Source organism: Cryobacterium sp. TS_SC_7, from assembly GCF_056156285.1.
The window spans coordinates 2,979,932-3,004,197 of the sequence record NZ_CM149589.1; the positions used below are offsets into that span (position 1 = coordinate 2,979,932).

The 24,266-nt window shown below is 66.8% G+C and carries 27 protein-coding genes; 21 read left to right on the plus strand and 6 right to left on the minus strand.

Translation table 11 applies throughout. The features are described 5' to 3' along the window. The first annotated feature begins 27 nt into the window (after nt 1-27). Nucleotides 28-669 carry a pyridoxamine 5'-phosphate oxidase gene (gene pdxH, locus AC0J5J_RS13700; RefSeq protein WP_174722391.1) on the plus strand — a complete coding sequence of 214 codons (642 nt, stop codon included), beginning with the start codon at nt 28-30 and terminating at the stop codon, nt 667-669. A 29-nt stretch (nt 670-698) separates the two neighbouring features. Here the strand turns inward: pdxH and AC0J5J_RS13705 are convergent, their stop codons facing one another. Genes AC0J5J_RS13705 through cysK form a run of 3 tightly spaced genes read right to left on the minus strand, consistent with a single transcriptional unit; the run spans nt 699 to nt 3,265 of the window. Then, a complete protein-coding gene (locus tag AC0J5J_RS13705) occupies nt 699-1,706 on the minus strand; it encodes an isopenicillin N synthase family dioxygenase (protein ID WP_134424215.1) in 1,008 nt (335 codons plus the stop codon). A 12-nt stretch (nt 1,707-1,718) separates the two neighbouring features. Continuing rightward, entirely contained in the window at nt 1,719-2,297 is a 579-nt protein-coding gene (gene epsC / locus AC0J5J_RS13710) for a serine O-acetyltransferase EpsC (RefSeq protein ID WP_134424216.1), read from the minus strand. A 29-nt stretch (nt 2,298-2,326) separates the two neighbouring features. Further along, nucleotides 2,327-3,265 (minus strand): cysteine synthase A, encoded by a 939-nt coding sequence (gene cysK / locus AC0J5J_RS13715; protein WP_134424217.1) that lies wholly within the window; start codon nt 3,263-3,265, stop codon nt 2,327-2,329. Between the two features lie 86 nt (nt 3,266-3,351). Between cysK and prmC the strand changes: the two genes are divergently transcribed. The 14 genes from prmC to AC0J5J_RS13785 all read left to right on the plus strand — a co-directional run bounded on the left by prmC (nt 3,352) and on the right by AC0J5J_RS13785 (nt 15,681). Continuing rightward, a complete protein-coding gene (gene prmC, locus AC0J5J_RS13720) occupies nt 3,352-4,257 on the plus strand; it encodes a peptide chain release factor N(5)-glutamine methyltransferase (RefSeq protein WP_134424218.1) in 906 nt (301 codons plus the stop codon). A gap of 40 nt (nt 4,258-4,297) precedes the next feature. Next, nucleotides 4,298-5,101 carry an L-threonylcarbamoyladenylate synthase gene (locus tag AC0J5J_RS13725; protein WP_474898507.1) on the plus strand — a complete coding sequence of 268 codons (804 nt, stop codon included), beginning with the start codon at nt 4,298-4,300 and terminating at the stop codon, nt 5,099-5,101. Then, a complete protein-coding gene (locus tag AC0J5J_RS13730; RefSeq protein ID WP_134424220.1) occupies nt 5,098-6,321 on the plus strand; it encodes an MraY family glycosyltransferase in 1,224 nt (407 codons plus the stop codon). The genes AC0J5J_RS13725 and AC0J5J_RS13730 overlap by 4 nt, the downstream gene beginning before the upstream one ends. After that, a complete protein-coding gene (locus AC0J5J_RS13735) occupies nt 6,318-6,803 on the plus strand; it encodes a Cg1360 family ATP-synthase-associated protein (protein WP_241972692.1) in 486 nt (161 codons plus the stop codon). The genes AC0J5J_RS13730 and AC0J5J_RS13735 overlap by 4 nt, the downstream gene beginning before the upstream one ends. A gap of 177 nt (nt 6,804-6,980) precedes the next feature. Continuing rightward, nucleotides 6,981-7,763: a F0F1 ATP synthase subunit A gene (atpB, locus tag AC0J5J_RS13740; RefSeq protein ID WP_134424221.1), complete on the plus strand. Its 783-nt coding sequence runs from the start codon at nt 6,981-6,983 to the stop codon at nt 7,761-7,763. 51 nt (nt 7,764-7,814) lie between these two features. Further along, nucleotides 7,815-8,045: an ATP synthase F0 subunit C gene (atpE, locus tag AC0J5J_RS13745; RefSeq protein WP_174720104.1), complete on the plus strand. Its 231-nt coding sequence runs from the start codon at nt 7,815-7,817 to the stop codon at nt 8,043-8,045. Between the two features lie 11 nt (nt 8,046-8,056). Next, complete coding sequence (locus AC0J5J_RS13750) at nt 8,057-8,599, plus strand: F0F1 ATP synthase subunit B (protein ID WP_134424222.1); 543 nt, start codon at nt 8,057-8,059, stop codon at nt 8,597-8,599. After that, nucleotides 8,599-9,396, plus strand: coding sequence for a F0F1 ATP synthase subunit delta (locus AC0J5J_RS13755; protein WP_134424223.1), 798 nt, complete (start codon nt 8,599-8,601; stop codon nt 9,394-9,396). Before AC0J5J_RS13750 ends, AC0J5J_RS13755 begins: the two co-directional genes overlap by 1 nt. An 86-nt stretch (nt 9,397-9,482) precedes the next feature. Next, nucleotides 9,483-11,120 (plus strand): F0F1 ATP synthase subunit alpha, encoded by a 1,638-nt coding sequence (gene atpA / locus AC0J5J_RS13760; RefSeq protein WP_134424253.1) that lies wholly within the window; start codon nt 9,483-9,485, stop codon nt 11,118-11,120. 103 nt (nt 11,121-11,223) lie between these two features. Further along, a complete protein-coding gene (locus AC0J5J_RS13765) occupies nt 11,224-12,126 on the plus strand; it encodes a F0F1 ATP synthase subunit gamma (protein ID WP_134424224.1) in 903 nt (300 codons plus the stop codon). An 18-nt stretch (nt 12,127-12,144) separates the two neighbouring features. Further along, a complete protein-coding gene (atpD, locus tag AC0J5J_RS13770; RefSeq protein ID WP_134424225.1) occupies nt 12,145-13,608 on the plus strand; it encodes a F0F1 ATP synthase subunit beta in 1,464 nt (487 codons plus the stop codon). A 2-nt stretch (nt 13,609-13,610) separates the two neighbouring features. Further along, nucleotides 13,611-13,877, plus strand: a complete 267-nt coding sequence (locus tag AC0J5J_RS13775) for a F0F1 ATP synthase subunit epsilon (protein ID WP_134424226.1) — start codon at nt 13,611-13,613, stop codon at nt 13,875-13,877. A 5-nt stretch (nt 13,878-13,882) separates the two neighbouring features. Beyond that, complete coding sequence (locus tag AC0J5J_RS13780; protein ID WP_474898509.1) at nt 13,883-14,653, plus strand: YaaA family protein; 771 nt, start codon at nt 13,883-13,885, stop codon at nt 14,651-14,653. Nucleotides 14,654-14,700: 47 nt separating this feature from the next. After that, on the plus strand, nt 14,701-15,681 hold the full coding sequence (locus AC0J5J_RS13785) for a malate dehydrogenase (RefSeq protein WP_474900239.1): 981 nt from the start codon (nt 14,701-14,703) through the stop codon (nt 15,679-15,681). 12 nt (nt 15,682-15,693) lie between these two features. Here AC0J5J_RS13785 and AC0J5J_RS13790 read toward each other — a convergent pair whose 3' ends face one another. The 3 genes from AC0J5J_RS13790 to AC0J5J_RS13800 all read right to left on the minus strand — a co-directional run bounded on the left by AC0J5J_RS13790 (nt 15,694) and on the right by AC0J5J_RS13800 (nt 18,064). Then, on the minus strand, nt 15,694-16,329 hold the full coding sequence (locus tag AC0J5J_RS13790; RefSeq protein WP_474898511.1) for a DNA-3-methyladenine glycosylase I: 636 nt from the start codon (nt 16,327-16,329) through the stop codon (nt 15,694-15,696). Next, nucleotides 16,326-16,826 carry a methylated-DNA--[protein]-cysteine S-methyltransferase gene (locus tag AC0J5J_RS13795; protein WP_134424230.1) on the minus strand — a complete coding sequence of 167 codons (501 nt, stop codon included), beginning with the start codon at nt 16,824-16,826 and terminating at the stop codon, nt 16,326-16,328. The genes AC0J5J_RS13790 and AC0J5J_RS13795 overlap by 4 nt, the downstream gene beginning before the upstream one ends. A 95-nt stretch (nt 16,827-16,921) precedes the next feature. Then, the gene (locus AC0J5J_RS13800) at nt 16,922-18,064 is read right to left on the minus strand and encodes a N(5)-(carboxyethyl)ornithine synthase (RefSeq protein WP_134424231.1); all 1,143 of its coding nucleotides are present in this window, start codon (nt 18,062-18,064) and stop codon (nt 16,922-16,924) included. A 57-nt stretch (nt 18,065-18,121) separates the two neighbouring features. Between AC0J5J_RS13800 and AC0J5J_RS13805 the strand changes: the two genes are divergently transcribed. The 6 genes from AC0J5J_RS13805 to AC0J5J_RS13830 all read left to right on the plus strand — a co-directional run bounded on the left by AC0J5J_RS13805 (nt 18,122) and on the right by AC0J5J_RS13830 (nt 24,251). Then, on the plus strand, nt 18,122-19,084 hold the full coding sequence (locus AC0J5J_RS13805) for an aldo/keto reductase (protein WP_134424232.1): 963 nt from the start codon (nt 18,122-18,124) through the stop codon (nt 19,082-19,084). A 109-nt stretch (nt 19,085-19,193) separates the two neighbouring features. Next, nucleotides 19,194-19,784, plus strand: coding sequence for a TetR/AcrR family transcriptional regulator (locus tag AC0J5J_RS13810; RefSeq protein WP_474898512.1), 591 nt, complete (start codon nt 19,194-19,196; stop codon nt 19,782-19,784). A 9-nt stretch (nt 19,785-19,793) separates the two neighbouring features. Then, nucleotides 19,794-21,527 (plus strand): ABC transporter ATP-binding protein, encoded by a 1,734-nt coding sequence (locus AC0J5J_RS13815; RefSeq protein ID WP_134424234.1) that lies wholly within the window; start codon nt 19,794-19,796, stop codon nt 21,525-21,527. Then, the gene (locus AC0J5J_RS13820) at nt 21,524-23,494 is read left to right on the plus strand and encodes an ABC transporter ATP-binding protein (protein ID WP_474898513.1); all 1,971 of its coding nucleotides are present in this window, start codon (nt 21,524-21,526) and stop codon (nt 23,492-23,494) included. Before AC0J5J_RS13815 ends, AC0J5J_RS13820 begins: the two co-directional genes overlap by 4 nt. A gap of 56 nt (nt 23,495-23,550) precedes the next feature. Beyond that, the gene (locus tag AC0J5J_RS13825; protein WP_474898514.1) at nt 23,551-23,910 is read left to right on the plus strand and encodes a YidH family protein; all 360 of its coding nucleotides are present in this window, start codon (nt 23,551-23,553) and stop codon (nt 23,908-23,910) included. Beyond that, complete coding sequence (locus tag AC0J5J_RS13830; protein WP_474898516.1) at nt 23,907-24,251, plus strand: DUF202 domain-containing protein; 345 nt, start codon at nt 23,907-23,909, stop codon at nt 24,249-24,251. Before AC0J5J_RS13825 ends, AC0J5J_RS13830 begins: the two co-directional genes overlap by 4 nt. Nucleotides 24,252-24,266 lie beyond the last annotated feature (15 nt).

The following is a 24,266-nucleotide window of genomic DNA, read 5'->3' on the forward strand; positions in this document are numbered from 1 at the left end:
CCGCCGGGCAACGAGGCGAGGATGCTGATGGAATCCCTGACGAGTCACACCGACTACGGCGCCGAGGGCCTGAGCGAGGCCATGGTCAATCCCGACCCCATGCTCGAGTTCGCGGCCTGGCTGACGGCGGCCGAAGGTGCCGGGCTCTACGAGCCCAACGCCATGGTTGTCGGCACCATCGATCCCGACGGCCGGCCGAGCAGCCGCACCGTGCTGCTCAAGGGCCTCGACGGGCGCGGGTTCGAGTTCGTCACCAACTACGACTCCCGCAAGGGCCGGGCGCTGCGGGCGAACCCGGGTATCACCCTGCTCTTCCCCTGGTATCCGATGCAGCGTCAGGTGATCGTCTACGGCACTGCCCAGCCCACGGATGCGGCGGCGAGCGATGCTTACTTCACGCGCCGACCGCGCCCCGCGCGCATTGCCGCCGTGGCCAGCGAGCAGTCGGAGCCGATAGCCAGCCGCGAGTTGCTCGAGGAGGCGGTGCGCTCCGTCGAGCGGCGGTACCCCGATGACACGGACGTGCCGCGGCCCGCCGACTGGGGCGGGTTCCGGGTGTTGCCGCACGCGATCGAATTCTGGCAGGGCCGTACATCCCGGCTTCATGACCGGTTGCGTTTCACCGCGGCGGAGGGCGGCGGCTGGACTCTGGAACGACTGCAGCCGTAACGCCCATCACCGGCGCGTTTCAGATCTTGTCAGACCAGGTCGGAGTAGTGGATCGCGGCCACGTCCGGGTGCGCGCGCAGGCGGCTCTTCAGCGCGTTCTCGCCATAGGTGGAGAAGATCGGGTTCTCCGGGTCGGCCGTCACTCCGGGGGCTTCGAGGGAGTCCGGCAGAGTGAGCAGCGGCACGGTCGCGTCGAGGGCGGGGCCGAAGAAGAACGGGATCGAGACCCGGTCGTCGCCGATCAGGGGCGAGATCACACGGTGCACGGTGGCCTTGAGGTAGCCGTTCGTGGCAACCTCGAGCAGCTCGCCGATGTTCACGACGAACGCGCCGTCGAGCGGGGGAGCGTCGATCCAGGCACCGTCCTTCTCCACCTGCAGCCCACCCTTGCCGGGTTCGACGAACAGGAGGGTCAGTACACCCGAGTCCTTGTGTGCGCCCACGCCCTGACGCGGCGTGGGGTCGGATTTGCCGGGGTAACGCACGATCTTGATCAGCGTGAACGGCTTCTCGGCGAACGCCGCGTCGAACACATGCTCGTCGGCGCCGAGCGACAGCGCCCAGGCCTGCATCAGGCGCAGGGCAACCGCGTTGAGTTCCTCGCGCCAGGCGGTCATCACGGTCTCGAGGGCGGGCAGTGCGGCCGGCCACTGGTTCGGTCCCTCGAGACGCAGGTAGTCGGCATCCGTGGGCCGGGCCAGCGCCGGGCGCTCCGGTCCGATGTCGATCTGCTCGCGCCAGTCGACCTTGCCCTGCGTGAGCTCGCCGCCGACGCGGGTGTACCCGCGAAAATGCGGGCTCCGCAGGTTCTCGATCGCCATCTTGTCGTCGTCGGGCAGTGCGAAGAAGGCTCGGGACGTGCGCATCACCCGCTCGATGAGTTCAGCGGGCACACCATGCCCGGTCAGATAGAAGAATCCGAAGGTGTGGGCGGCGTCGCGCAGGTCGGTGCGGAAAGCCTCTGCCTCCCTGTCGCCTCGGTCGAGCCGGGAGAGGTCGAGAACGGGAAGGGTGAGGGGTGCGGTCTCGTCAGTCATGCGTCTGATTCCTTAGTCGTCGCCGGGGTGCAACCCGCGCGCGGATTCGATGGTGTCGGGCTTGGCCGGTTGGATGGTGGCCGGGATTCCCAGCAGCAGGGACTTGGCCGGGGCGTCGCGGGTGACCACGGCGTTGGCGCCGATGGTGCTCCACGCACCGATCACGATGGGCCCGAGAACCTTGGCCCCGGCTCCGATCGTGACGCCGTCGTGCAGGGTGGGGTGCCGTTTCTCACCACGGGTCACCCCGTGCCGGGTCTTCCCGCCGAGCGTGACCCCGTGATACAGCATCACGTCGTCGCCGATATCCGAGGTTTCGCCGATCACCACGCCCATGCCGTGATCGATGAACAACCGCCGTCCGATCCGGGCGCCCGGATGGATCTCGATCCCGGTCAGGAACCGGGTGAACTGCGACAGGAGCCGGGCGGGCAGGTGCAGTCCGGCGTCCCACAATCGGTGGGCCACCCGGTACGACCACACCGCGTGCAGGCCGCTGTACGCCAGGAACACCTCGAGATTGCTGCGGGCGGCCGGGTCGTGGGCGCGCGCCATCGCAATGTCTTCGCGGATGCGCGACACGATACTCATCTGCGGCGACGCTGCCCCGGCCCCGGCGCCTAGTCCAGCAGGTCCTCGTAGAGAACAGTAGAGAGGTAGCGCTCACCGAAGCTCGGCATGATCGCCACGATGGTCTTGCCCGCGTTCTCCGGGCGTTTGGCCTGCTCGATGGCGGCCCAGACGGCGGATCCGCCGGAAATTCCGGACAGGATGCCCTCATCCGTCGCCAGCGCGCGGGCCGTGGCCACGGAATCGGCCAGGGTCACGTCGGTGACCTCGTCGTAGATCTTCGTGTCGAGAACGTTCGGGACGAAGTTGGCGCCGATGCCCTGGATCTTGTGCGGTCCGGGCTTGCCGCCGGTGAGGATGGGGGAGTCGATCGGCTCGACGCCGACGACCCGAAGGGACGGCTTGCGCTCCTTGAGCAGCTGGCCGGTGCCGGTGATGGTGCCTCCGGTGCCGATCCCGGCGACAAGGATGTCGACGGCGCCGTCGGTGTCGTCCCAGATCTCGACGCCCGTGGTCGCGTAGTGGATGGCCGGGTTGGCCGGATTGTCGAACTGGCGGGCCAGAATGGCGCCGGGGGTTGCGGCGGCGATCTCCTCGGCCTTCGTGACCGCGCCCCGCATACCCTCGGAGCCCGGGGTCAGAACGATTTGGGCCCCGTAGGCGCGCAGGAGCAGACGGCGTTCGCGGCTCATGGTTTCGGGCATCGCGAGAATGACCGTATAGCCACGGGCGGCACCCACCATGGCCAGCGCGATGCCGGTGTTGCCGCTGGTGCCCTCGACGATGGTTCCGCCCGGAGCCAGTTCGCCCGATGCCTCGGCCGCATCGACGATCGCGATGCCGATCCGGTCCTTCACGCTGCCTGAGGGGTTGTAGAACTCCAGTTTCACCAGCACGGTCGCGTCGAGGCCTGCGGTGAGCCGGTTCAGCTTGACCAGCGGGGTCTTGCCGACCGCTGCGGTGATGTCGGAGTAAATCTGAGCGGGCATCGGTGGTCGCCTTTCGATCGGGGTCACGGACCTCGCCCAGCCTACGGCCACGGGATCGGGCGTGCGCGTGCATTACATTTCAATACGTGACAACTCCGCCGAGCAACCATTCCATTCCCGCCAGCGTCGACACAATCCGGAACGTGGCGATCGAGACGCTCACCCAGGCCGGAATAACCGACCCCGAGGTCGACGCCGACCTGCTGATCGGGCACGTGCTCTCCCAGAGCCGGGGGCAGGTGCAGGCCGCGGGCATCCTGCGCACGGCACTGGGGGAGACGGATGCCGCGGCCATCCTCGAACTCGTTCGTCGCCGCTCCCTGCGCGAACCCCTGCAGCACATCACCGGGCGGGCTCCGTTCCGTTCCCTCGAACTCTTCGTCGGGCCGGGCGTCTTCGTTCCCCGCCCCGAGACGGAGCAAGTGGTGCAGTTCGCGATCGACGCGCTCCGGGCGCTGCCCGACGCCGAGCCGATCGCGGTGGACCTCGGTACCGGCAGCGGGGCGATCGCACTGGCCATAGCCGTCGAGGTGCCGAATGCGCGCGTCTTCGCCGTTGAGAATTCACCGGAGGCCTTCCCCTGGACCAGCCGCAACTTCGGGGCGGTCGCCGCGTCGAACGCCACGCTGGTGTTCGGCGACCTCGCCGAGGCTCTCACCGAACTCGACGGCACGGTGGCCGTCGTCATCTCCAACCCGCCCTACATCCCGGTGGATGCGATCCCGCGCGACCCGGAGGTGCGCCTCTTCGACCCCGCCCGGGCCCTGTTCGGCGGCCCGGACGGCCTCGACGTCGTGCGCCACGTGTCCCGCACGGCCCTCCGGCTGCTCCGCCCCGGCGGACAGATCGTGATCGAGCACGGTGAGCTCCAGGGGGCCGAGATCCGCGCGCTCCTTGCCGCCGACGGCTGGCGTGCGCCCGCCACCCACCGCGACTACACAACGCGCGACCGCGCCACCACAGCCCTCGCTCCGCCACCCGCCGATCGGTGAGAACGGCTCGCTCAGGGTCGCTGCATTAGAATCAGGGACAATGACACGCATCTATGACTGTTCAGTTGACACTCAATACGCGGCCGGCATGAGGCTAGCGCGCTCGGCCATCGGCCGCGGCGCGCTTGTTGTCATCCCCACCGACACGGTCTACGGCATCGCCGCGGATGCGTTCGACCCGGAAGCGGTGCAACGGCTCCTCGACGCGAAGGGCCGCGACCGTTCGTCGCCGCCGCCCGTGCTGATCCCCGGAATCCCCACCCTCGACGCCCTCGCCCAGGGCATTCCGCAGCCCGTGCGCGAGCTCGTCGCCGCGTTCTGGCCCGGTGGTCTCACGGTGGTGCTGAACGCCCAGCCGTCACTGGCCTGGGACCTGGGGGACACCCGCGGCACCGTTGCACTGCGGATGCCGAGCAATCCCGTCGCCCTCGACCTTCTGTCGGAGACGGGCCCGCTCGCTGTGTCATCCGCCAACACCACCGGACTTCCCTCCGCGATCGACGCGCTCGGCGCGGAAGAGATGCTCGGCACCAGCGTGGCCGTGTACCTCGACGGAGGCACGGCCGGCCTCGGCTACGAACCGATCGGCGACCGGCCGGGCGACACCTCGTCGACGATCGTGGATGCGACCGGTTTCGATTCAAACGGCGGAAAAGTGGTCATCGTGCGCAACGGCGTGATCTCCCGCGCGGACATCGAAGCCGTGATCGGCGACGCTCTCGCTCCGATCGGGTTCGGTGCACCCGAACCCGTGGCCGAGGCCGCGCCTGCCCCCGACGCGGAGCCCGCCGCCGGCGCGGCGCCCGAGATGGGCGACCCTGCCGCAGGCCTCGACCCCGCATGACCATCTTCATCCTGCTGAGCTTCGTCTCGGCCATTGTGACCTTCGGGTTCTCCTTTCTGGTGCTGAAGCTCAGCCATCGGTACCAGCTCTACCCGAAGATCCGCGAGCGCGACGTGCACACCCGGCCCACGCCCCGCCTGGGCGGGATCGCGATCTTTCTCGGGATCGTCGTCGCGTTCGGGGTGTCCTGGCTGATCGCCGCCGGGTTCGCGCCGCTGCGACTCATCTTCAGCGATCCGCAGCAGATCCTCGCCATCCTCGGCGCGGCGCTGCTGATCGTGCTGCTGGGTGTGGCCGACGACCTCTGGGACCTCGACTGGATGACGAAACTGGCCGGGCAGTTCATCGCGGCCGGCCTCATCGCCTGGCAGGGCGTGCAGGTCCTGTCGCTCCCGATCGGTGGGCTGACCGTCGGGTCCTCCTGGATGTCCATCCTGATCACGGTGATCGTGATCGTGATCGTGATGAACATGATCAATTTCATCGACGGGCTCGACGGCCTGGTGGCGGGCGTCGCCCTCATCGCGAACGGCGTGTTCTTCCTTTATAGCTACCTGCTGGCACGGGACACGTCCCCGAGCAACTACTTCAACCTCGCCTCCCTGATCGCAGCCATCCTGGTGGGTGCGTGCATCGGTTTCCTGCCGCTCAACTGGCGGCCGGCGAAACTCTTCATGGGGGATGCCGGCGCTCTCCTGGTCGGTCTGCTGATGGCCACGTCCGCGATCGCGATCACGGGCCAAGTCGACCCGACGTCCGTCAACCGGTCGCAGCTGTTCCCGGCGTTCATCCCGATCATCCTGCCGGTGGCCATCCTGATCATCCCGCTGCTCGACTTCGGCCTCGCGGTGTTCCGGCGGGTCCGCGCCGGAAAATCGCCCTTCAGCGCCGACCGGAAGCACCTGCACCATCGGCTGCTGGACATGGGACACTCGCACCTGCACGCCGTGCTGATCTTCTACGGGTGGACCACGGCCGCCTCCGTCGGATGCCTGCTGTACTTCCTGCTGCCGGTGTACTACGGACTTCCCACCTGGTACGCCACCATCTTCCTGATCGTGGCACTGGTGGTCTGCACACTCGTCACACTCGCTCCGTTGAGCCGGCGCAAGGCCGTCGAAACCGCCAGTCAGCTCGCCCGCCCCACCGACCACCAAGAACAAATCGCCAAACTCGATCGCCTCGACGAGGCGTCGACGACGGCTGAGGAGAACGTATGAATGCACCCGATCCCACCGGCCCGTCCACCACGCTCGGACGTGTGCCCTCGGACGCCAGGGGCGTCCTGACCGCAGTCCTTCGATACACAGGCTTCCTCGCGATTGCCATCGCGATCGTCGGCGGTGGACTCGGCTACCTTTTCGCATCAACCGAAGGCCTCATCAGCGCCCTCATCGGCACCGCGCTTGCCGTCCTGTTCGCGTCGATCACCGCGGTCAGCATCATCGGGGCCATGCGGTTCGACATCGCCGCCTTCTTCGGCATCGTGATGGGCGCCTGGTTGCTGAAAATCGTCGTCTTCATCGTGATCCTCGCTCTGCTTCGTGATGCTTCCTTCGTGCAGACGACAGTTCTGTTCATCACCGTCATTGCCGGAGCCGTCGGCACCATGCTCGTCGACGTCCTCGTGGTCTTCCGCTCACGTCTGGGCTACGTGAATGACGCCGTGCTCCCGAACAACACCGATCACTCCCACTCCTGACCGGAACAGGGCATTCGATTAGTCCCCGTGAGCGAATGTTGATAGAGTCAAAAACCGTCACGGGTCACAGTGCGTTCCACTGTGCCAGAGACCATATCTGCCCATTGTCGCCGTTGTGCACCCGCACAGAAACAGGAGATAGCGCTGTTGTATAACGCTGCGAACTTACTGGTTCCCATGGCTACCGGCGATGAGTTTCAGGCTCCGGGCATCAGTGAGTTCCTTGGACTCCCCGCGTTGTTCTTCGAAGGCACTCCCTTCGAAATCAACCGGATCATCCTGGTCCGCCTCCTCGCCGTAGCAGTGATGCTCTTTCTCTTCTGGCTTGCCCTTCGCAAACCGTCCCGGGTCCCTGGCCGCGGTCAGAGCATCGCCGAACTCGCCCTGGGTTTTGTCCAGGTGCAGATCGCCGATCAGATCCTCGGCAAGGAGATGGGTCGCCGCTACCTGCCCCTGCTGGCCGGCATGTTCTTCGGCATCCTGGCGATGAACGTCACGGGCGTCATCCCGGCCCTGAACATCTCGGGTACGGCACTCATCGGCATGCCCCTGCTGCTCGGTCTCGTCGCCTACGTCGTGTTTATCTACGCGGGCATCAAGCAATTCGGCACAGCCAAGTTCTTCAAGAACTCGCTCTTCCCGGCCGGTGTGCCGTGGCCGATCTATATCCTGCTCGCCCCGATCGAGTTCATCAACATCTTCATCGTCCGGCCGATCTCGCTCGCTTTGCGACTCCTGCTGAACATGATGGTCGGGCATCTCCTGCTCGTGCTGTGCTTCGGGGCGACGAGCTTCTTCATCTTCACTGCAGGCGGCTTGCTGGGGCTCTTCGGAATCGGGACGCTGGCGTTCGGGTTCATCTTCACCTTTGTCGAGTTCGCCGTGTTCATCCTCCAGGCGTACATTTTCACCCTCTTGACCGCGGTGTACGTCCAACAGGCTGTGGCTGAAGAGCACTGACACATATGACTGCGTCGACCGGCGCCGTTTTCGATTGAAAGGACACACATAGTGGAATCCACCATTCTTGCTGAGATCACCGGCAACATCGCCACCGTCGGCTACGGTCTTGCCGCGATCGGCCCGGGCATCGGCATCGGTATCGTCGCCGGAAAAACCGTTGAAGCCATGGCCCGCCAGCCCGAACTCGCAGGCCGTCTCCAGGTCACCATGTTCCTCGGCATCGCGTTCACCGAGCTCCTTGCATTCATCGGTGTAGCCGTCTTCTTCATCTTCGTCTAGGGATCGCCACCATGCCTGAGCTTGTTCTGGCAGCAGAAGCGGACACGAATCCGTTCCTTCCTGCCATCTACGACATCACCTGGTCGGCTGTTGTCTTCCTGGTCGTCATGGTCTTCTTCGTGCGCTTCGCGATCCCGCGCTTCCGCCAGATCCTCGACGATCGTGCGGAGGCCATTGAGGGAAACATCGCCAAGGCAGACGATGCCCAGCGCAAGGCGGAAGCTGCTCTGGAGCAGTACACGACCCAGCTGGCCGAGGCGAGGGCAGAGGCCGGCAGGATCCGCGACGCCGCCCGCGTCGACGGACAGGCGATCGTGAACGAGCTCAAGGAGCAGGCCGTCATCGCAGCCGCTCGGGTCACCGCGACGGCGAAGGCTCAGATCGAGGCTGAACGTCAAGCCGCAGTGATCTCCCTGCGCAGCGAAGTCGGCACACTGGCCATCGATCTGGCTTCCGGCGTCATCGGCGAGAGCCTGACGGACGACGAAAAGGCCAGTGGCATCGTCGACCGGTTCCTGGCTGACCTCGAGGCCTCGGAGAAAGTGGTCCGGTAATGGGTAGCGCCACCAGGGAAGCCTTAGTCTCGACCCGGGCCGTTCTGTCCCGTCCCGAGGGCACGAATGACCTCGCGACCGGGGTGAATTTGTTGAACTCCGGCCGGGTGATCGGCCACACGTCACAGCTTCGGTCGGCTTTGGTCGACCCGTCAGCGGATGCGGCGGCGAAGTCCACCCTCGTGAGCGCAATCTTCTCGGGTGCAATGACTCCGACCGCGCTGGAGCTTCTTCAAGCAGCCGCTGCCGCACGCTGGTCGAACCACACCGATCTGCTGGCCGGAATCGAAGACCTCGGGCTTCGGGTGATCGCGGCTTCGGCCACTGTTCCCGGCCAGGTCGCAGAGGAACTGTTCGCGTTCGGCAAGACCGTGTCGTCCAACGGTGAGCTCGAACTCGCCCTCGCCTCCAAGCTCGGCTCCACGGCGGCGAAGGTCAACGTTGTCGACTCCCTCCTCGTCGGCAAGGTCTCCGAGCAGACGCTCGCGATCGTCCGGCACCTGGTGCAGCAGCCCCGCGGCCGCCGCATCGGGGAATTGCTGCGCTACGCCGCATCCGTCGTCGCGGACCAGTCGAATACCTCGATCGCCACGATCACGTCGGCCTCCGCGCTGGCGCCGGAGCAGGTTGAGCGACTTCGGGCCAGCCTCACGGCGCGCTACGGGCGTCAACTCACGATCAACGAGGTTGTCGACCCCGCAATCGTCGGGGGCGTCCGCGTTCAAATCGGTGACGACATCATCGATGGCAGCATTGCCACCCGCCTTAAAGATCTGAGAATCCAGCTCGCTGGCTGACCGCTTCAGCCAGTACCACACACCTCGAGGCGGCAACGTCTCGTGCAAGACAGAACCTGTACACCCAGTACAGAAAAGGGAAGATGATGGCAGAACTAACGATCAGCCCCGATGAGATCCGTGACGCTCTCCAGGACTTCGTGAAGTCCTACGAGCCGAACAAGACGGCGACGACCGAGGTTGGCTACGTCACCACGGCCGGCGACGGCATCGCGCACGTCGAGGGCCTTCCCAGCGTGATGGCGAATGAGCTCATCAAGTTCGCGGACGGCACCCTCGGCCTCGCCCAGAACCTGGACGAAGACGAGATCGGCGTCGTCGTTCTCGGCGAATTCGCCGGAATAGTCGAGGGCATGGAGGTGCACCGCACTGGCGAGGTCCTCTCCGTACCCGTCGGCGACGGCTACCTCGGTCGCGTTGTCGACCCGCTCGGTGCACCCATCGACGGTCTCGGCGAGATCAAGAGCGAAGGCCGCCGCGCCCTGGAGCTTCAGGCTCCCGGCGTGATGGACCGCAAGTCGGTGCACGAACCCATGCAGACCGGAATCAAGGCCATCGACGCCATGATCCCGATCGGCCGCGGCCAGCGTCAGCTGATCATCGGTGACCGACAGACCGGCAAGACCGCGATCGCGATCGACACCATCATCAACCAGAAGGCCAACTGGGCCTCCGGCGACGTCAACAAGCAGGTTCGCTGCATCTACGTCGCCATCGGTCAGAAGGGCTCCACGATCGCCGCCGTCAAGGGCGCGCTCGAGGATGCCGGAGTCATGGAGTTCACGACCATCGTGGCGTCCCCGGCCTCTGACCCGGCCGGCTTCAAGTACCTCGCCCCGTACACCGGCTCGGCCATCGGCCAGCACTGGATGTATGCCGGCAAGCATGTTCTCATCATCTTCGACGACCTGTCCAAGCAGGCTGAGGCCTACCGTGCCGTGTCGCTGCTTCTGCGCCGCCCGCCGGGACGTGAGGCGTACCCCGGAGACGTGTTCTACCTGCACTCCCGTCTGCTCGAGCGTTGCGCCAAGCTGTCGGACGCCCTCGGCTCCGGATCGATGACCGGTCTGCCGATCATCGAGACCAAGGCGAACGACGTGTCCGCCTACATCCCGACCAACGTGATCTCGATCACCGACGGCCAGATCTTCCTGCAGTCCGACCTGTTCAACGCCAACCAGCGTCCCGCGGTCGACGTCGGCATCTCGGTGTCGCGAGTCGGCGGTGACGCTCAGGTCAAGTCGATCAAGAAGGTGTCCGGCACCCTGAAGCTCGAGTTGGCGCAGTACCGGTCGCTCGAGGCCTTCGCGATGTTCGCCTCCGACCTGGATGCGACGAGCCGTCGTCAGCTCGGCCGTGGCGCTCGCCTGACCGAACTCCTGAAGCAGCCCCAGTACTCGCCGTACCCGGTCGAAGACCAGGTCGTCTCGATCTGGGCCGGCACCAACGGCAAGTTCGACGAGGTTCCCGTCGCCGACGTGCTGCGCTTCGAGCGTGGCCTGCTCGACCACCTCGCTCGCACCACGAGCGTCCTCACGACGCTGCGCGACACCAACGTTCTCGACGACGCGACCATCGCGACGCTCGAGATCGAGGTCGACAACTTCAAGCAGGGATTCCAGACGGGCGAGGGCAAGCCGCTCGCCTCGGTGGGCAAGGAAGTCTTCGAGGCGATTCCCGCCAACGAGGTCAACCAGGAAAAGATCGTCAAGCACCGCCGCTAAGCGCCATCGGCCGCGCTCCCGACTCTCTCGAGCCGCGGGGCGCGGCCAGTGTCACTCGATCACCCGCACCAATTCAGCACTGACAAGGAAGCACAGGAGACACATGGGAGCGCAACTTCGGGTCTACCGGCAGAAGATCAAGTCTGCCCAGACGACTAAGAAGATCACTCGGGCCATGGAGCTGATCTCTGCCTCGCGCATTCAAAAGGCCAAGGCCCGCGTCGCCGCCTCAACCCCGTTCGCCCGTGCCGTCACGCAGGCGGTGTCTGCGGTAGCGACCTACTCGAACGTCGCGCACGTCCTCACGACCGAACCGGAGACGATCGAGCGCGCTGCGGTCGTCATCTTCGCTTCCGACCGTGGTCTCGCCGGGGCGTTCAGCTCACAGGTGCTGCGGGAGGCAGAATCGCTCAGCGAGCTGCTGCGCAGCCAGGGTAAGGACATCGTCTACTTCCTGGTGGGTCGCAAGGCCGCCGCGTACTTCAGTTTCCGCCGCCGCGTGTCCGAGCGCGTCTGGACCGGTTCCACCGACCAGCCGCAGTATGAGACCGCACGCGATATCAGCGACGCGCTGCTGGAAGCCTTCCTCCGCGAGGCGGAAGACGGTGGAGTCGACGAGATCCACGTCGTCTACAACCGGTTCGTCAGCATGGTCACCCAGGTGCCCCAGGTTGTCCGGCTGCTTCCCCTGGAGGTCGTCGAAGGCGTCGAAGAACCCGGTGACACCCAGGTCCTGCCGCTCTACGAGTTCGAACCGGACGTCGAAACGGTGCTGGACTCACTCCTGCCCGTCTACATCGAGAGCCGCATCTTCAACTCCATGCTGCAATCCGCCGCAGCCGAGCACGCCGCACGTCAGAAGGCCATGTCCTCGGCCTCCGACAACGCGGACAAGCTGATCAAGGACTACACCCGGCTGTCCAACAACGCCCGGCAGACCGAGATCACGTCACAGATTTCCGAGATCGTGGGTGGGGCCGACGCGCTCTCATCCGCCAAGCACTAATCCAGAGAAGAGAGAGCTATGACTGACACCATATCCGCGCCAGTCCATGCACCGGTCGAGACCGTCGCCGTGGGCCGAATCGCCCGGGTCACGGGCCCGGTCGTCGACATCGAGTTCCCGCACGACTCGATTCCGGGCATGTACAACGCATTGAAGACCACCATCGTCATCGGTGATGTGTCGACCGTGATCACGCTCGAGGTCGCCCAGCACCTGGGCGACGACCTCATCCGCGCCATCGCCCTGAACCCGACCGACGGGCTGGTTCGTGGCCAGGAAGTCCGGGACACCGGTTCCCCCATCACGGTTCCCGTCGGGGACGTCACCAAGGGGCGCGTGTTCAACGCCATTGGCGAGGTGCTCAACGCGGAGCCCGGCGAGAAGATCGAGATCACGGAGCGCTGGCCCATCCACCGCAAGCCGCCGCCCTTCGATCAGCTGGAGTCCAAGACTCAGCTGTTCGAGACCGGCATCAAGGTCATCGACCTTCTCACCCCGTACGTCCTGGGTGGAAAGATCGGCCTGTTCGGTGGAGCCGGTGTCGGCAAGACCGTTCTGATCCAGGAAATGATCCAGCGCGTAGCGCAGGACCACGGTGGAGTGTCCGTGTTCGCCGGTGTCGGTGAGCGCACCCGTGAGGGCAACGACCTCATCCACGAGATGGAAGAAGCCGGCGTCTTCGACAAGACCGCGCTCGTGTTCGGCCAGATGGACGAGCCGCCGGGAACGCGTCTTCGCGTCGCCCTCTCCGCCTTGACCATGGCCGAGTACTTCCGCGACGTTGCCAAGCAGGACGTGTTGCTGTTCATCGACAACATCTTCCGCTTCACGCAGGCCGGCTCCGAGGTGTCGACCCTTCTGGGTCGCATGCCGAGTGCCGTGGGCTACCAGCCGACCCTGGCCGACGAGATGGGCATCCTTCAGGAGCGCATCACGTCCACCCGTGGTCACTCGATCACGTCGCTCCAGGCCATCTACGTGCCTGCTGACGACTACACCGACCCGGCCCCGGCGACCACGTTCGCCCACCTGGATGCCACCACCGAGCTTTCCCGTGAGATCGCGTCGAAGGGCCTCTACCCGGCCGTCGACCCGCTCACCTCGAGCAGCCGTATCCTCGACCCCCGCTACCTGGGTGCCGATCACTACAACACGGCCGTGCGCGTCAAGGCGATTCTGCAGAAGAACAAGGAACTGCAGGAGATCATCGCGATCCTCGGTGTTGACGAGCTGTCCGAGGAAGACAAGGTCACCGTCTCCCGTGCGCGCCGTATCCAGCAGTTCCTGTCGCAGAACACCTACATGGCCAAGAAGTTCACGGGCGTCGAGGGTTCCACGGTATCGCTCAAGGACACCATCGAATCCTTCACGGCGATCTCCAACGGCGACTTCGACCACGTGGCCGAGCAGGCCTTCTTCAACGTCGGCGGCATCGCCGACGTGGAGGAGAAGTGGGCGAAAATTCAGAAGGAGAACGACTAGTCATGGCCGAATCTTCGCTCAAGGTCAGTGTCGTCGGGGCGGACCACGAAGTGTGGTCCGGCGAGGCGAGCATGATTGTCGCTCGCACCGTCGAAGGCGAGATCGGGATCCTGCCCGGGCACGAGCCCCTGCTGGCCATCCTGGCCAGCGGCGAGGTGCGCGTGACCCTGAGCAACGGCGAGAAGATCGTCGCCGAAGCGGCAGACGGCTTCCTGTCGGTCGCCAACGACGTGGTCACGATCGTGGCCCGCAAGGCAGAACTCGTCTAGCCAGTGTGCTGATCCTTCTGCCGCCGTCCGAGACGAAACGTCTTGGCGGCATCGAATTACCGCTTGACCTGCAGCACCTCCAGTACCCGTCGCTTGTTGCCCAGCGGCGGGTACTTGTGCGTTCCCTGCAATCGCTCGCGAAGCATCCGGATGCGATGATGGCCGCTCTCAAACTGGGCCGCACGCAGTCCGGCGAGGTGGAACGCAACCGGATGCTGGACTCCTCGGCCACGATGCCGGCGATCGACCGTTACACCGGGGTGCTGTACGACGCTCTCGATTCCGGCACCCTCACTCCGGCCGAGCGGGACTGGGCCGGCCGGAACGTCGCGGTGCACTCCGCGCTCTTCGGCCCGATCGGTGCCCTCGACCTCATTCCCGCCTACCGGCTCTCCTCGGACTCGAAGCTGCCGGACCTGGCGCTCAAGAAGCACTGGGCCGCGGCGGTCAGCGGGGCGCTAGCCGGCACAGGGGGGCTCCTCCTCGACCTGCGCTCGAACGGGTATGTCGCCCTCGGGCCCGTGCCGGCAGGGCCCCAAGCGGTGTTCCTGCGCGTCGTCACTGAGACGATCGACGGCCGCACGCGGGCCCTGAACCACTTCAACAAGAAGGCGAAGGGGCACTTGACCCGCGCCCTGATCCGGCACGGGCAGTCCTTCGACACCGCCCGCGACCTGCTCGACTGGGCGCCCGGTGCCGGCTTCGAGGTGCGCCCGGGGGCGGCCGGGGAGCTGGATCTGGTCGTCTCCGCCGAGGTCGCGGCAAACCGGGTCTGACACCGGTGCCTTCCGGCCCTAGGCTGGCTCTCGTGTCCACATCCACTATGAATGTCACCGTCACCGGCGCCGGCGGTCAGATCGGCTATGCGCTGCTCTTTCGGATCGCTTCGGGAGACCTCCTCGGCCCCACCACCCCGGTCAATCTGACCCTGCTGGAGATTCCATCGGGTCGCAAGGCGGCCGAGGGCACGGTCCTGGAACTCCAGGACTGCGCGTTCCCGTTGCTGCGCAGCGTGACGGTCACCGAAGATCTCGTGCGCGCCTTCGACGGTGCCAACATCGCCCTCCTGGTTGGCTCCAAGCCGCGTGCCGTGGGAATGGAGCGCGTGGCCCTGCTCGAGAGCAATGGGCGCATTTTCGGCCCGGCCGGCGCCGCGCTGAACGCGGGCGCGGCCTCCGACGTGCGCGTGCTGGTGGTGGGCAACCCTGTCAACACCAACGCCCTGGTGGCCAGCGCGTTCGCCCCGGACATCCCGGTGGACCGCTTCACGGCAATGACTCGACTGGACCACAATCGTGGCGTGGCCCAGCTCGCTGTCCGGCTGCAGATCCCCGTCGCCGAGATCGACGGGCTCACCATCTGGGGAAACCACTCGGCGAGCCAGTACCCGGATGTCTTCCATGCCACTGCCGGTGGGAGGCCCGTCTCCGAGTTGGTGGGGGAGGACTGGCTGGCCGGGGAGTTCATTCCACGGGTTGCGAACCGGGGCTACGAGATCATTCAGGCCCGAGGCGCCTCATCGGTGGCCTCCGCGGCCAACGCGGTGATCGACCACGTGCACGATTGGGTCAACGGCACGGGCGACCGGTGGACCTCGGCGGGGATCATGTCCGACGGCTCCTACGGAGTGCCCGCAGGAATCGTGAGTTCGTTCCCCGTTCGTTCCGTCGACGGCCGGTGGCAGATCGTTCCGGACCTGGCGATCAATGCGTTCTCCCGGGCCAGGATCGACGCTTCTGTCGCCGAGCTCCTCGACGAACGGGACGCGATTCGGGCCCTGGGGCTCCTCCCTGCCGGCCGATAACCTCGCCGGCCGTTAGCAGTACCCGGTGGGGCTGCCGGCGGCCCGGTGGCATCCGCTCACATGGTCATCGACGAGGCCGGCGGACTGCATCAGGGCGTACATCGTCGTGGGGCCGACGAACGTGTAGCCGCGGGCGCGGAGTTCGCGGCTCAGCGCCGTCGACTCGGGCGTGATGGCCGGCACCTCGCCCAGGTGCCGCAGCCTCGAAGCGCGCGGTGCCGGAGCGAAGCTCCAGATCACCTCGGTCAGGCTCGTGTCGAGGTCGCGGGTGACCCGGGCGTTCGAGATGGTGGCTTCGATCTTGCCACGGTGCCGGATGATGCCCGCGTCGGTGAGGAGACGGGCCACGTCGCGCTCGCCCATGGCCGCCACCTGGTCGACGTCGAAATCGTGGAAGGCGGCGCGGAAGGCCGGGCGACGCCGCAGGATGGTGATCCAGGACAGGCCGGCCTGGAAGCCCTCGAGGCACAGCTTCTCGAACAGGAGCCGGTCGTCCCGGAGCGCACGACCCCACTCCTCGTCGTGGTACCGGCGGTACTCGGGGTCTGTCCCGGCCCAGCCGCAGCGGGCCAGGCCGTCCTCTCCGAGCCTGAGTGAAGCGGATGCCGCCGGTGCGGCCGGCACGGTGCCGGTCGGTTCCGCGCTCATTCCCGGTACTCGATGCCCTCGTGGTGGAGCAGCCAGACCTTGGTGGGCACGCCGCTGCCGCCGCTGTAGCCGGTGATGCGGCCGTTGGCGGCCAGCACCCGGTGGCACCCGATCAGGATGGGCACGGGGTTCGCTCCGACGGCGCCGCCGACGGCCCGCCCGGCCCCCGGCTTGCCCAGGGACAGCCCCAACTCGCCGTAGGACGTGACCTCCCCGAAACCGAGCTCGGACAGCCGTTGCCACACCCCGTTCTGGAACGCAGTCCCGCCCTGCGGTCGTACCGGCAGGTCGAAGGAGGTGCGGGTGCCGGCGAAGTATTCCGTGAGTTGCCGGGCGGCCCGGGCGAGCAGCGGCGAGGGTGATTCAGGCTGGTCCTCGAGGGGCAGGCGCCCGCCCGCCTCAATCGAGAGAGTCAGGATGTTGTCACCGTCACCGGTGAGTTCCAACCGGCCGATGGGGCTGGGCATCCGTAGCAGTGAGGGTCCGATGCTGGTCATTCCTCGACTGTAGTCCGCGGTCCGGCGCGGCTCTCGCGGGTTTCGGACCTGGGGGAGAACCGCCACCGGGCTCGTTGGGGAGGAACCGTGCCCGCTCAGTCGGTGCGAGCGTGCGGGTAGTCGGCCGACCGTTTCTGGAACGCGAGGATGCTGGGATTCCGGATCACCCCGCTCCGGATCTCGATCGCGCGCCGGAGCGTCTCGTTCGATTCCCAGGCGGCCTCGCCCGTCAGCACGTCCGCCAGGAAGGGGACGAGGGCGGCGCTGATTTCCCAGGTCGCCGAATTCCAGAGGTACGACGGGCTGTGGTCGACGGCGTAGTACGTGACGTTGTCGCCCACCATGAAGGTGGGATCCGCGAATGAGGTCGGGCGTGCCCAGCCGAACCCCATGCCCGCATCGCAGGACACATCGACGATGAGCGACCCCGAACTGACGAGCGGCAGGTCCTCTGCGCGCAGGAACGTGAGGGGCGCGTTCGGGTCCTGCAGTATGCAGTTGACGATCACGTCATGCTTCGCGAGCAGTGCGGGCAGCAGAGTGCGCCGCCCATCGGAGAGCACGTAGTGCTCGGCCGGCTCGGCCGGGTCGTGCAGGATCGGGACGATCCGGGCGGAGTCGAGTACGGAGCCGGCCGGCACATCCCGGACCGTCATGAGGGTCACGTCGGTCACGCCGTTAGCCTGCAGGCCCGTGACCGCACCCCGGGCCGTCGAACCGGAGCCGATCACGGCCGCACGCAGCGGGCGTCCGTAGACGCCGGTCAACCCGATCAGCGCCAGGGAATGCACGACCGAGGCGAAGCCGGCGAGCTCGTTGTTCTTCGCCAGGATGTGACGGCTGAATTCGCCGTCCGGCGTCCACTCGTTCATTGCTTCGAAGGCGATCAGGGTGAGCTTCTTGTCGATGGCGAGCTGGGTCAGCGCGGCGTCCTGCACACAGTGCGGCCAGCCCCACAGGATTTGGCCGTCGCGCAGGGCGGCGACATCCGCCAGGAGCGGCTTGGCCAGCAGGATGACGTCGCACTCCTGCACCAGGCCTGCCCGGGGGAGCAACCCGCCGACCAAAGGTGCCAGGGCCTCATCCGGGATGCCGAACTGTTCGCCGTAACCCTGCTCCAGGAAGATCCGGGAACGGACCTCCGCGTCGATCCGGTCCAGGTGCGACGGATGCAGCGGGAGACGACGTTCATCGGCCTTCCCCGAGCGTGACATGACGCCAATCGTGAGTCCGGCCATGGGGTCTCCTTCGGTCATCACCTGTCTAGCACAGGCCCACGCGCCTAGTGTGAGGGGATGGAGCAGATCGACTACCGCAGACTGGGCGACTCGGGGCTCATGGTCTCCACGATCGGACTCGGGTGCAACAACTTCGGCCGGGCCGGCACGGCGACACAGAGCCAGACCGGAACCACGGCGGTCATCAACGCGGCCGTCGACGCCGGGATCACCCTGTTCGACACGGCCGACATCTACGGCGCGGAACGCGGCCTCAGCGAGACGCTGATGGGCCATGCGCTGCGGGGCAAGCGGGACCAGGTCGTGCTCGCATCCAAGTTCGGCCTGGACATGGACGGCCGGAACGGCCCCGATTGGGGAGCACGCGGCTCCCGCCGGTACATCCGTCTCGCCGTCGAGGCTTCCCTCCGGCGGCTGCAAACGGACTGGATCGACCTGTACCAGCTGCACCAGCCGGACCCGAACACGCCGATCGAGGAGACGCTGCAGACGCTGGACGACCTGATCAGCGAGGGCAAGGTGCGCTACATCGGCCATTCCAACCTCGCCGGCTGGCAGATCGCCGAGGCGGAGTTCACCGCCCGGCTCGGCGGGCATCCGCGGTTCGTCTCAGCCCAGAATGAGTACAGCCTGCTGGTGCGCGACGTCGAAGACGAGGTGCTGCCGGCCGTCAACGCCTACGGACTCGGATTCCTGCCGTTCTTCCCGCTCTACAACGGATTGTTCACGGGCAAATTCTCCCGGGCCGGCGGCCCGGCCGACAGTCGGATCATGATGATCCGCCCGCACCTCGTCGAGACCGCACCCTGGGACGTGATCGAGAAATACGAGGCGTTCTGCGACGAACGCGGGGTGACCATGCTCGCCGCCACGTTCGCCTGGCTACTGGCGCAGCCCGGGGTCACCAGCGTGATCGCGGGTGCCACCCGGCCGGAGCAGATCCTTCAGAACGCCACCGAGGGCAACGCGTGGCGCCCGTCGCCCGGCGACGTGGCCTGGATCTCCGACCTCTTCGCCTGAACCGCGCACGCACCAGCGCAGCCCGGCGCTCCGTGAACCCGTGACCAGCGGCGGGATCGGCGCGTTCTCGCGGCTTGTGAGTGAGTCCTCACTCAGTTAAGCTGAACGGATGACGGTCAAACCAGCACGCGCACGCTCGTTGTCCGTCGAGGACCGGCAGTCGATGATCCTCGATGCCGTGACGCCGCTCCTGATCGAGCACGGCCAGGGCGTCACCACCCGGCAGATCGCCGAGTGCGCCGGCATCGCCGAGGGCACCATCTTCCGTGCCTTCGACAGCAAGGACGAGCTGATCCGGGCCGCCATGGACCGACAGCTCGACCCGGAGCCGTTCCGCCGCGATCTGGCCGCCCTCGACCTGTCCGCTCCGCTCGAGCAGCGGGTCCGCGCCATGGTCACGCTGCTACGACGGCGCTTCGCGAAGATCTTCGCGTTGATGTCTTCGGTGGGAGCGATGGGCAGGCCGCCCAGCCACGACGTGGCGCATGAGTTCACCGGGCTGCTGGCCCAGGTGCTGGCGCCCGACCTCGCCCGGCTCGCGGTGCCCCCTGCGCGGGCGGCGCAGGTCATCCGCATGATCGCGCTCGCGGCATCCGTTCCCCACATCACGGCCGGCGCCGCCTTCGACGACGACGAGTTGACCGCCTTCATCCTCTACGGCCTCATCGGCGCCCAGGCGCAGCCGAACGCCACCCTCTAGGAGAACCCGATGCTGTGGAAACTGCTCGTGACATACCTGCGGCCGTACTGGCGGCTGCTGACGGCCGTGGTGGTCTTCCAGCTCGCGCAGTCGATCGCCTCGCTCTACCTGCCCACCCTCAACGCCGACATCATCGATGAGGGTGTCGCCACGGGCGACACGGGCTACATCCTGCGCACCGGCGGCCTGATGCTGCTGATCACGCTGTTCCAGATCGTGTGCGCCATCGTCGCCGTCTATTTCGGGGCGAAGGCGGCCATGGCGCTCGGTCGCGACCTGCGCGGCGCGGTGTTCACCCGGGTCGGCGAGTTCTCCGAGCAGGAGGTTACCCGGTTCGGCGCCCCGTCACTGATCACCCGGTCCACCAACGACGTGCAGCAGGTGCAGATGCTCGTGCTGATGACCTCGACCCTGATGGTGACCGCGCCGATCCTCTCCATCGGCGGCGTCATCATGGCCATCCGGCAGGACGTGCAACTGTCCTGGCTGATCGCCGTCAGCGTGCCCGTGCTGCTCATCGCCGTCGGCCTGATCATCGTGCGAATGGTGCCGTTGTTCCGCCTGATGCAGACCCGCATCGACACCGTCAACCGCGTGCTGCGGGAGCAGCTCACGGGCATCCGTGTGATTCGCGCGTTCGTGCGGGAAGACGTCGAGACGGTGCGCTTCGGCCAGGCGAACACGGATGTCACGGAGACCGCCCTGCGGGCCGGGCGCCTGATGGCCCTGATGTTCCCGGTCGTCATGCTGGTGCTCAACGTGTCGAGCGTCGCCGTGATCTGGTTCGGGGCGTTCCGGATTCAGGACGGCTCCATGCAGGTCGGCACCCTGATCGCATTCCTCAGCTATCTGATGCAGATCCTGATGGCCGTGATGATGGCCACCTTCATGGCCGTGATGATCCCGCGGGCCACCGTGTCCGCCGACCGGATCGGCGAGGTGCTGGGCACCGAGTCCAGTGTGCGCCCGCCCGGGCACCCCGTCGTCGACACGATCGGACGCGGCGAGCTCGAGCTCGTGGGGGTGGGTTTCGCCTACCCCGGCGCCGAGCAGCCCGTGCTCTCCGACGTGAGCTTCACCGTTCACCAGGGCCAGACCACCGCGATCATCGGCAGCACCGGCTCCGGCAAGACCACCCTCGTCAACCTGCTGCCGCGCCTGTTCGACGCCACCAGCGGCAGTGTGCGGGTCGACGGGGTCGACGTGCGCGAGCTGCACCCGGACCTGCTCTGGGGGAACATCGGGCTGGTGCCGCAAAAGCCCTACCTGTTCTCCGGAACCGTGCGCAGCAACCTGCTCTACGGCAAGCCGGACGCCACGGAGGAGGAACTCTGGGAGGCGCTGACCATCGCCCAGGCCCGTGACTTCGTGCAGGAGATGCCGGAGGGCCTCGACGCCCCGATATCGCAGGGTGGCACGAACGTCTCCGGCGGTCAGCGGCAGCGCCTGGCCATTGCCCGGGCGCTGGTCAAACGCCCCGAGCTCTACATCTTCGACGACTCGTTCTCCTCGCTCGACCTGGCGACGGATGCCCGGCTTCGCCAGGCCCTGGCCCTCGGCACGGGCGGCGCCACCATGGTGATCGTGGCCCAACGGGTGTCGACCATCGTCGGCGCCGACCAGATCCTCGTTCTCGAGGGCGGCCGCATCGTCGGCCGCGGCACCCACGACGAACTCCTCGAATCGAACAAGACGTACCAGGAAATCGTGTCATCCCAGCTCGCGGCGGAGGAAGCAGCATGAGTCAGACTGAAACGAGCTCAGCCTCGAACCGTCCTCCCGCCCGCGGCCCGGGTCACGGCCCGTTCGGCGGAATGAGCGCTCCCGCCGAGAAGGCGATGAACTTCGGTCCGTCGGCCAAGCGGCTGCTCGGCAAGCTGCGCCCGGAGCGGCTGTGGCTCGGGCTGGTGCTGTTCCTCGCCGTGACGAGCGTCACCTTCGCCGTACTCGGTCCGCGCCTGCTCGGCGAGGGCACCAACCTCATCTTCGCCGGCGTCATCTCCCAGGACCTGCCCTCCGGGGTGAGCCAGGCCGAACTGATCGCCCAGCTGCGCGCCTCCGGCGACACGGGCAAGGCCGACCTGCTCAGCGGGATGACGCTGACCCCGGGCCTCGGCATCGACTTCGGCATGCTCAGCACCGTGCTGCTCTGGGCGATGGTGCTCTACGTGCTCTCCTCGGCGTTCGCCTGGGTGCAGGCCTACGTGCTCAACGGCGTGGTGCAGCGCACCGTCTTCCGCCTCCGCAGCGAGATCGAGGCCAAGATCAACCGCCTGCCGCTGCGCTACTTCGACAAGGTGCAGCGCGGCGAGCTGCTCAGCCGGGTCACCAACGACGTGGACAACGTGTCGCAGAGCCTGCAGCAGTCGCTGAGCCAGGCCGTCACCTCGCTGCTGACCGTCGTGGGCGTCATCGTGATGATGTTCCTGCTCTCCCCGCTGCTGGCCCTGATCGCCCTCGTCACGGTTCCCCTGACCCTGGTCACCACCGTGCTGATCGCGAAGCGCTCCCAGAAGATGTTCGTCGCGCAGTGGACCCACACCGGCGAACTGAACGGCCAGATCGAGGAGACGTTCACCGGCCATGCCCTGGTCAAGGTGTTTGGTCGCCAGAAAGAGGTCGAACAGCGTTTCCGGGCCAAGAACGACGAGCTCTACGAGGCCAGCTTCGGCGCCCAGTTCGTCAGCGGCCTGATCATGCCCGCCATGACCTTCATCGGCAACCTCGTCTACGTGGGGATCGCCGTCGTCGGCGGCCTCCAGGTGGCATCCGGTGCCATGCAACTCGGCGACGTTCAGGCGTTCATCCAATACTCCCGGCAGTTCACCCAGCCGCTCGCTCAACTCGGGTCGATGGCGAACCTGCTGCAGTCCGGTGTCGCCTCCGCCGAAAGGGTGTTCGCCCTGCTCGACGCCGAGGAGCAGAGCCCCGACCCGGAGCCCGCCGAAACTCCCGGCGCCACCCGCGGACGCCTGGTCTTCGAGGACGCCTCGTTCCGGTACAGCCCGGACAAGCCCCTGATCGAGAATCTCAACCTGGTGGCCGAGCCCGGGCAGACCGTGGCCATCGTGGGCCCGACCGGGGCCGGCAAGACCACCCTGGTCAACCTGATGATGCGATTCTATGAGCTCGACTCCGGCCGGATCACGCTCGACGGCGTGGACGCCAGCAGGATGACCCGTGACGACCTGCGCGGGCGCATGGGCATGGTGCTGCAGGACACCTGGCTCTTCGGCGGTACGATCCGTGACAACATCGCCTATGGGCGACCGGATGCCACCGAGGAGGAGATCCAGGAGGCGGCGCGCGCGACCTACGTGGACCGGTTCGTGCACACCCTGCCGGACGGCTACGACACCGTGCTCGACGACGAGGGCGGCAATGTCAGCGCCGGCGAGAAGCAGCTGCTCACGATCGCGCGCGCGTTCCTCGCGAAGCCCAGCGTACTCATCCTGGACGAGGCGACCAGTTCCGTCGACACACGCACCGAGGTTCTCGTGCAGAAGGCCATGAGCGCCCTCCGCGCCGACCGCACCAGCTTCGTGATCGCGCACCGGCTCTCCACGATCCGCGATGCCGACCTGATCCTGGTCATGGAGGCCGGCCGGATTGTCGAGCTGGGCACGCACGAGCAGCTTCTGGCTGCGGATGGCGCGTACCACGCCCTCTACAACGCCCAGTTCGCGGCGGCCGTCACTGACGAGGTCTAGCGGAGCCCCGCGGCATACTGTGGTGAGCCGGGAACCGGCAGGGAGAGGACATTTCCGTGGCAGCTGAGCGTTTTCCCCACTCGGTCTATCGGCGGGGCGAGGAACCGGATGCCCGGTTCAGCCTCGCCAATGAGCGCACCTTCCTGGCCTGGATCCGCACCTCGCTCGCGCTCATCGCCGCGGGCGTCGCGCTCCAGGCGCTGCAGTTCCCGGCGCAGGCCGGCCTGCGCCTCGCTGCGGCCGGGCTGTTCGTCGTCCTCGGCCTGATCGCTCCGCTGCACGCCTGGATCAGCTGGATGCGCACCGAACGGGCCATGCGGGAGAATCGTCCGCTGCCGGCTCCGGCCCTCACCGGGGTGCTCGCGGTCGGCCTCCTCGTCGCGGGGCTCCTGGTTGCCGCCGGGATGCTCTGGTGACCGTGCAGCATCCGTTCGACCCGGGACTGCAGCCCGAACGGACCCTCCTGGCCTGGCAGCGCACGGTGCTCGCCCTGGCCGTCGGCGCCGTCGTGGGGATGCGCCTGACGGCACCCGCGTTCGGCGGCGCCGCCCTCGTGGCCGGGTTGATCGGCCTGGCACTGTCCCTGGCCGCGTATGTCGGCGTGCGGTTCCGCTACCGTCGGGCGCAGGCCGCCCTCCAGGCGCGGGCGGCTCTTCCGGCGTCGAGTGCGTGGCCGCTGGCCGCACTGGCTGCCGGGGCTGTGTCCCTGGGCGTGCTGGCACTGTTCTACCTCGGCGGGGGCATCCGGCTCACGTAGTGAGCGGCGGCGTAG

What these genes read in the sequence shown, in the direction of transcription:
- pdxH (WP_174722391.1), top strand. Translation starts at nt 28, where the DNA reads ATGGAATCCCTGACGAGTCACACCGACTACGGCGCCGAGGGCCTGAGC.
- AC0J5J_RS13705 (WP_134424215.1), bottom strand. Translation starts at nt 1,706, where the DNA reads ATGACTGACGAGACCGCACCCCTCACCCTTCCCGTTCTCGACCTCTCC.
- epsC (WP_134424216.1), bottom strand. Translation starts at nt 2,297, where the DNA reads ATGAGTATCGTGTCGCGCATCCGCGAAGACATTGCGATGGCGCGCGCC.
- cysK (WP_134424217.1), bottom strand. Translation starts at nt 3,265, where the DNA reads ATGCCCGCTCAGATTTACTCCGACATCACCGCAGCGGTCGGCAAGACC.
- AC0J5J_RS13725 (WP_474898507.1), top strand. Translation starts at nt 4,298, where the DNA reads ATGACACGCATCTATGACTGTTCAGTTGACACTCAATACGCGGCCGGC.
- AC0J5J_RS13730 (WP_134424220.1), top strand. Translation starts at nt 5,098, where the DNA reads ATGACCATCTTCATCCTGCTGAGCTTCGTCTCGGCCATTGTGACCTTC.
- AC0J5J_RS13735 (WP_241972692.1), top strand. Translation starts at nt 6,318, where the DNA reads ATGAATGCACCCGATCCCACCGGCCCGTCCACCACGCTCGGACGTGTG.
- atpB (WP_134424221.1), top strand. Translation starts at nt 6,981, where the DNA reads ATGGCTACCGGCGATGAGTTTCAGGCTCCGGGCATCAGTGAGTTCCTT.
- AC0J5J_RS13750 (WP_134424222.1), top strand. Translation starts at nt 8,057, where the DNA reads ATGCCTGAGCTTGTTCTGGCAGCAGAAGCGGACACGAATCCGTTCCTT.
- AC0J5J_RS13755 (WP_134424223.1), top strand. Translation starts at nt 8,599, where the DNA reads ATGGGTAGCGCCACCAGGGAAGCCTTAGTCTCGACCCGGGCCGTTCTG.
- atpA (WP_134424253.1), top strand. Translation starts at nt 9,483, where the DNA reads ATGGCAGAACTAACGATCAGCCCCGATGAGATCCGTGACGCTCTCCAG.
- AC0J5J_RS13765 (WP_134424224.1), top strand. Translation starts at nt 11,224, where the DNA reads ATGGGAGCGCAACTTCGGGTCTACCGGCAGAAGATCAAGTCTGCCCAG.
- atpD (WP_134424225.1), top strand. Translation starts at nt 12,145, where the DNA reads ATGACTGACACCATATCCGCGCCAGTCCATGCACCGGTCGAGACCGTC.
- AC0J5J_RS13775 (WP_134424226.1), top strand. Translation starts at nt 13,611, where the DNA reads ATGGCCGAATCTTCGCTCAAGGTCAGTGTCGTCGGGGCGGACCACGAA.
- AC0J5J_RS13785 (WP_474900239.1), top strand. Translation starts at nt 14,701, where the DNA reads ATGAATGTCACCGTCACCGGCGCCGGCGGTCAGATCGGCTATGCGCTG.
- AC0J5J_RS13790 (WP_474898511.1), bottom strand. Translation starts at nt 16,329, where the DNA reads ATGAGCGCGGAACCGACCGGCACCGTGCCGGCCGCACCGGCGGCATCC.
- AC0J5J_RS13795 (WP_134424230.1), bottom strand. Translation starts at nt 16,826, where the DNA reads ATGACCAGCATCGGACCCTCACTGCTACGGATGCCCAGCCCCATCGGC.
- AC0J5J_RS13800 (WP_134424231.1), bottom strand. Translation starts at nt 18,064, where the DNA reads ATGGCCGGACTCACGATTGGCGTCATGTCACGCTCGGGGAAGGCCGAT.
- AC0J5J_RS13805 (WP_134424232.1), top strand. Translation starts at nt 18,122, where the DNA reads ATGGAGCAGATCGACTACCGCAGACTGGGCGACTCGGGGCTCATGGTC.
- AC0J5J_RS13810 (WP_474898512.1), top strand. Translation starts at nt 19,194, where the DNA reads ATGACGGTCAAACCAGCACGCGCACGCTCGTTGTCCGTCGAGGACCGG.
- AC0J5J_RS13815 (WP_134424234.1), top strand. Translation starts at nt 19,794, where the DNA reads ATGCTGTGGAAACTGCTCGTGACATACCTGCGGCCGTACTGGCGGCTG.
- AC0J5J_RS13820 (WP_474898513.1), top strand. Translation starts at nt 21,524, where the DNA reads ATGAGTCAGACTGAAACGAGCTCAGCCTCGAACCGTCCTCCCGCCCGC.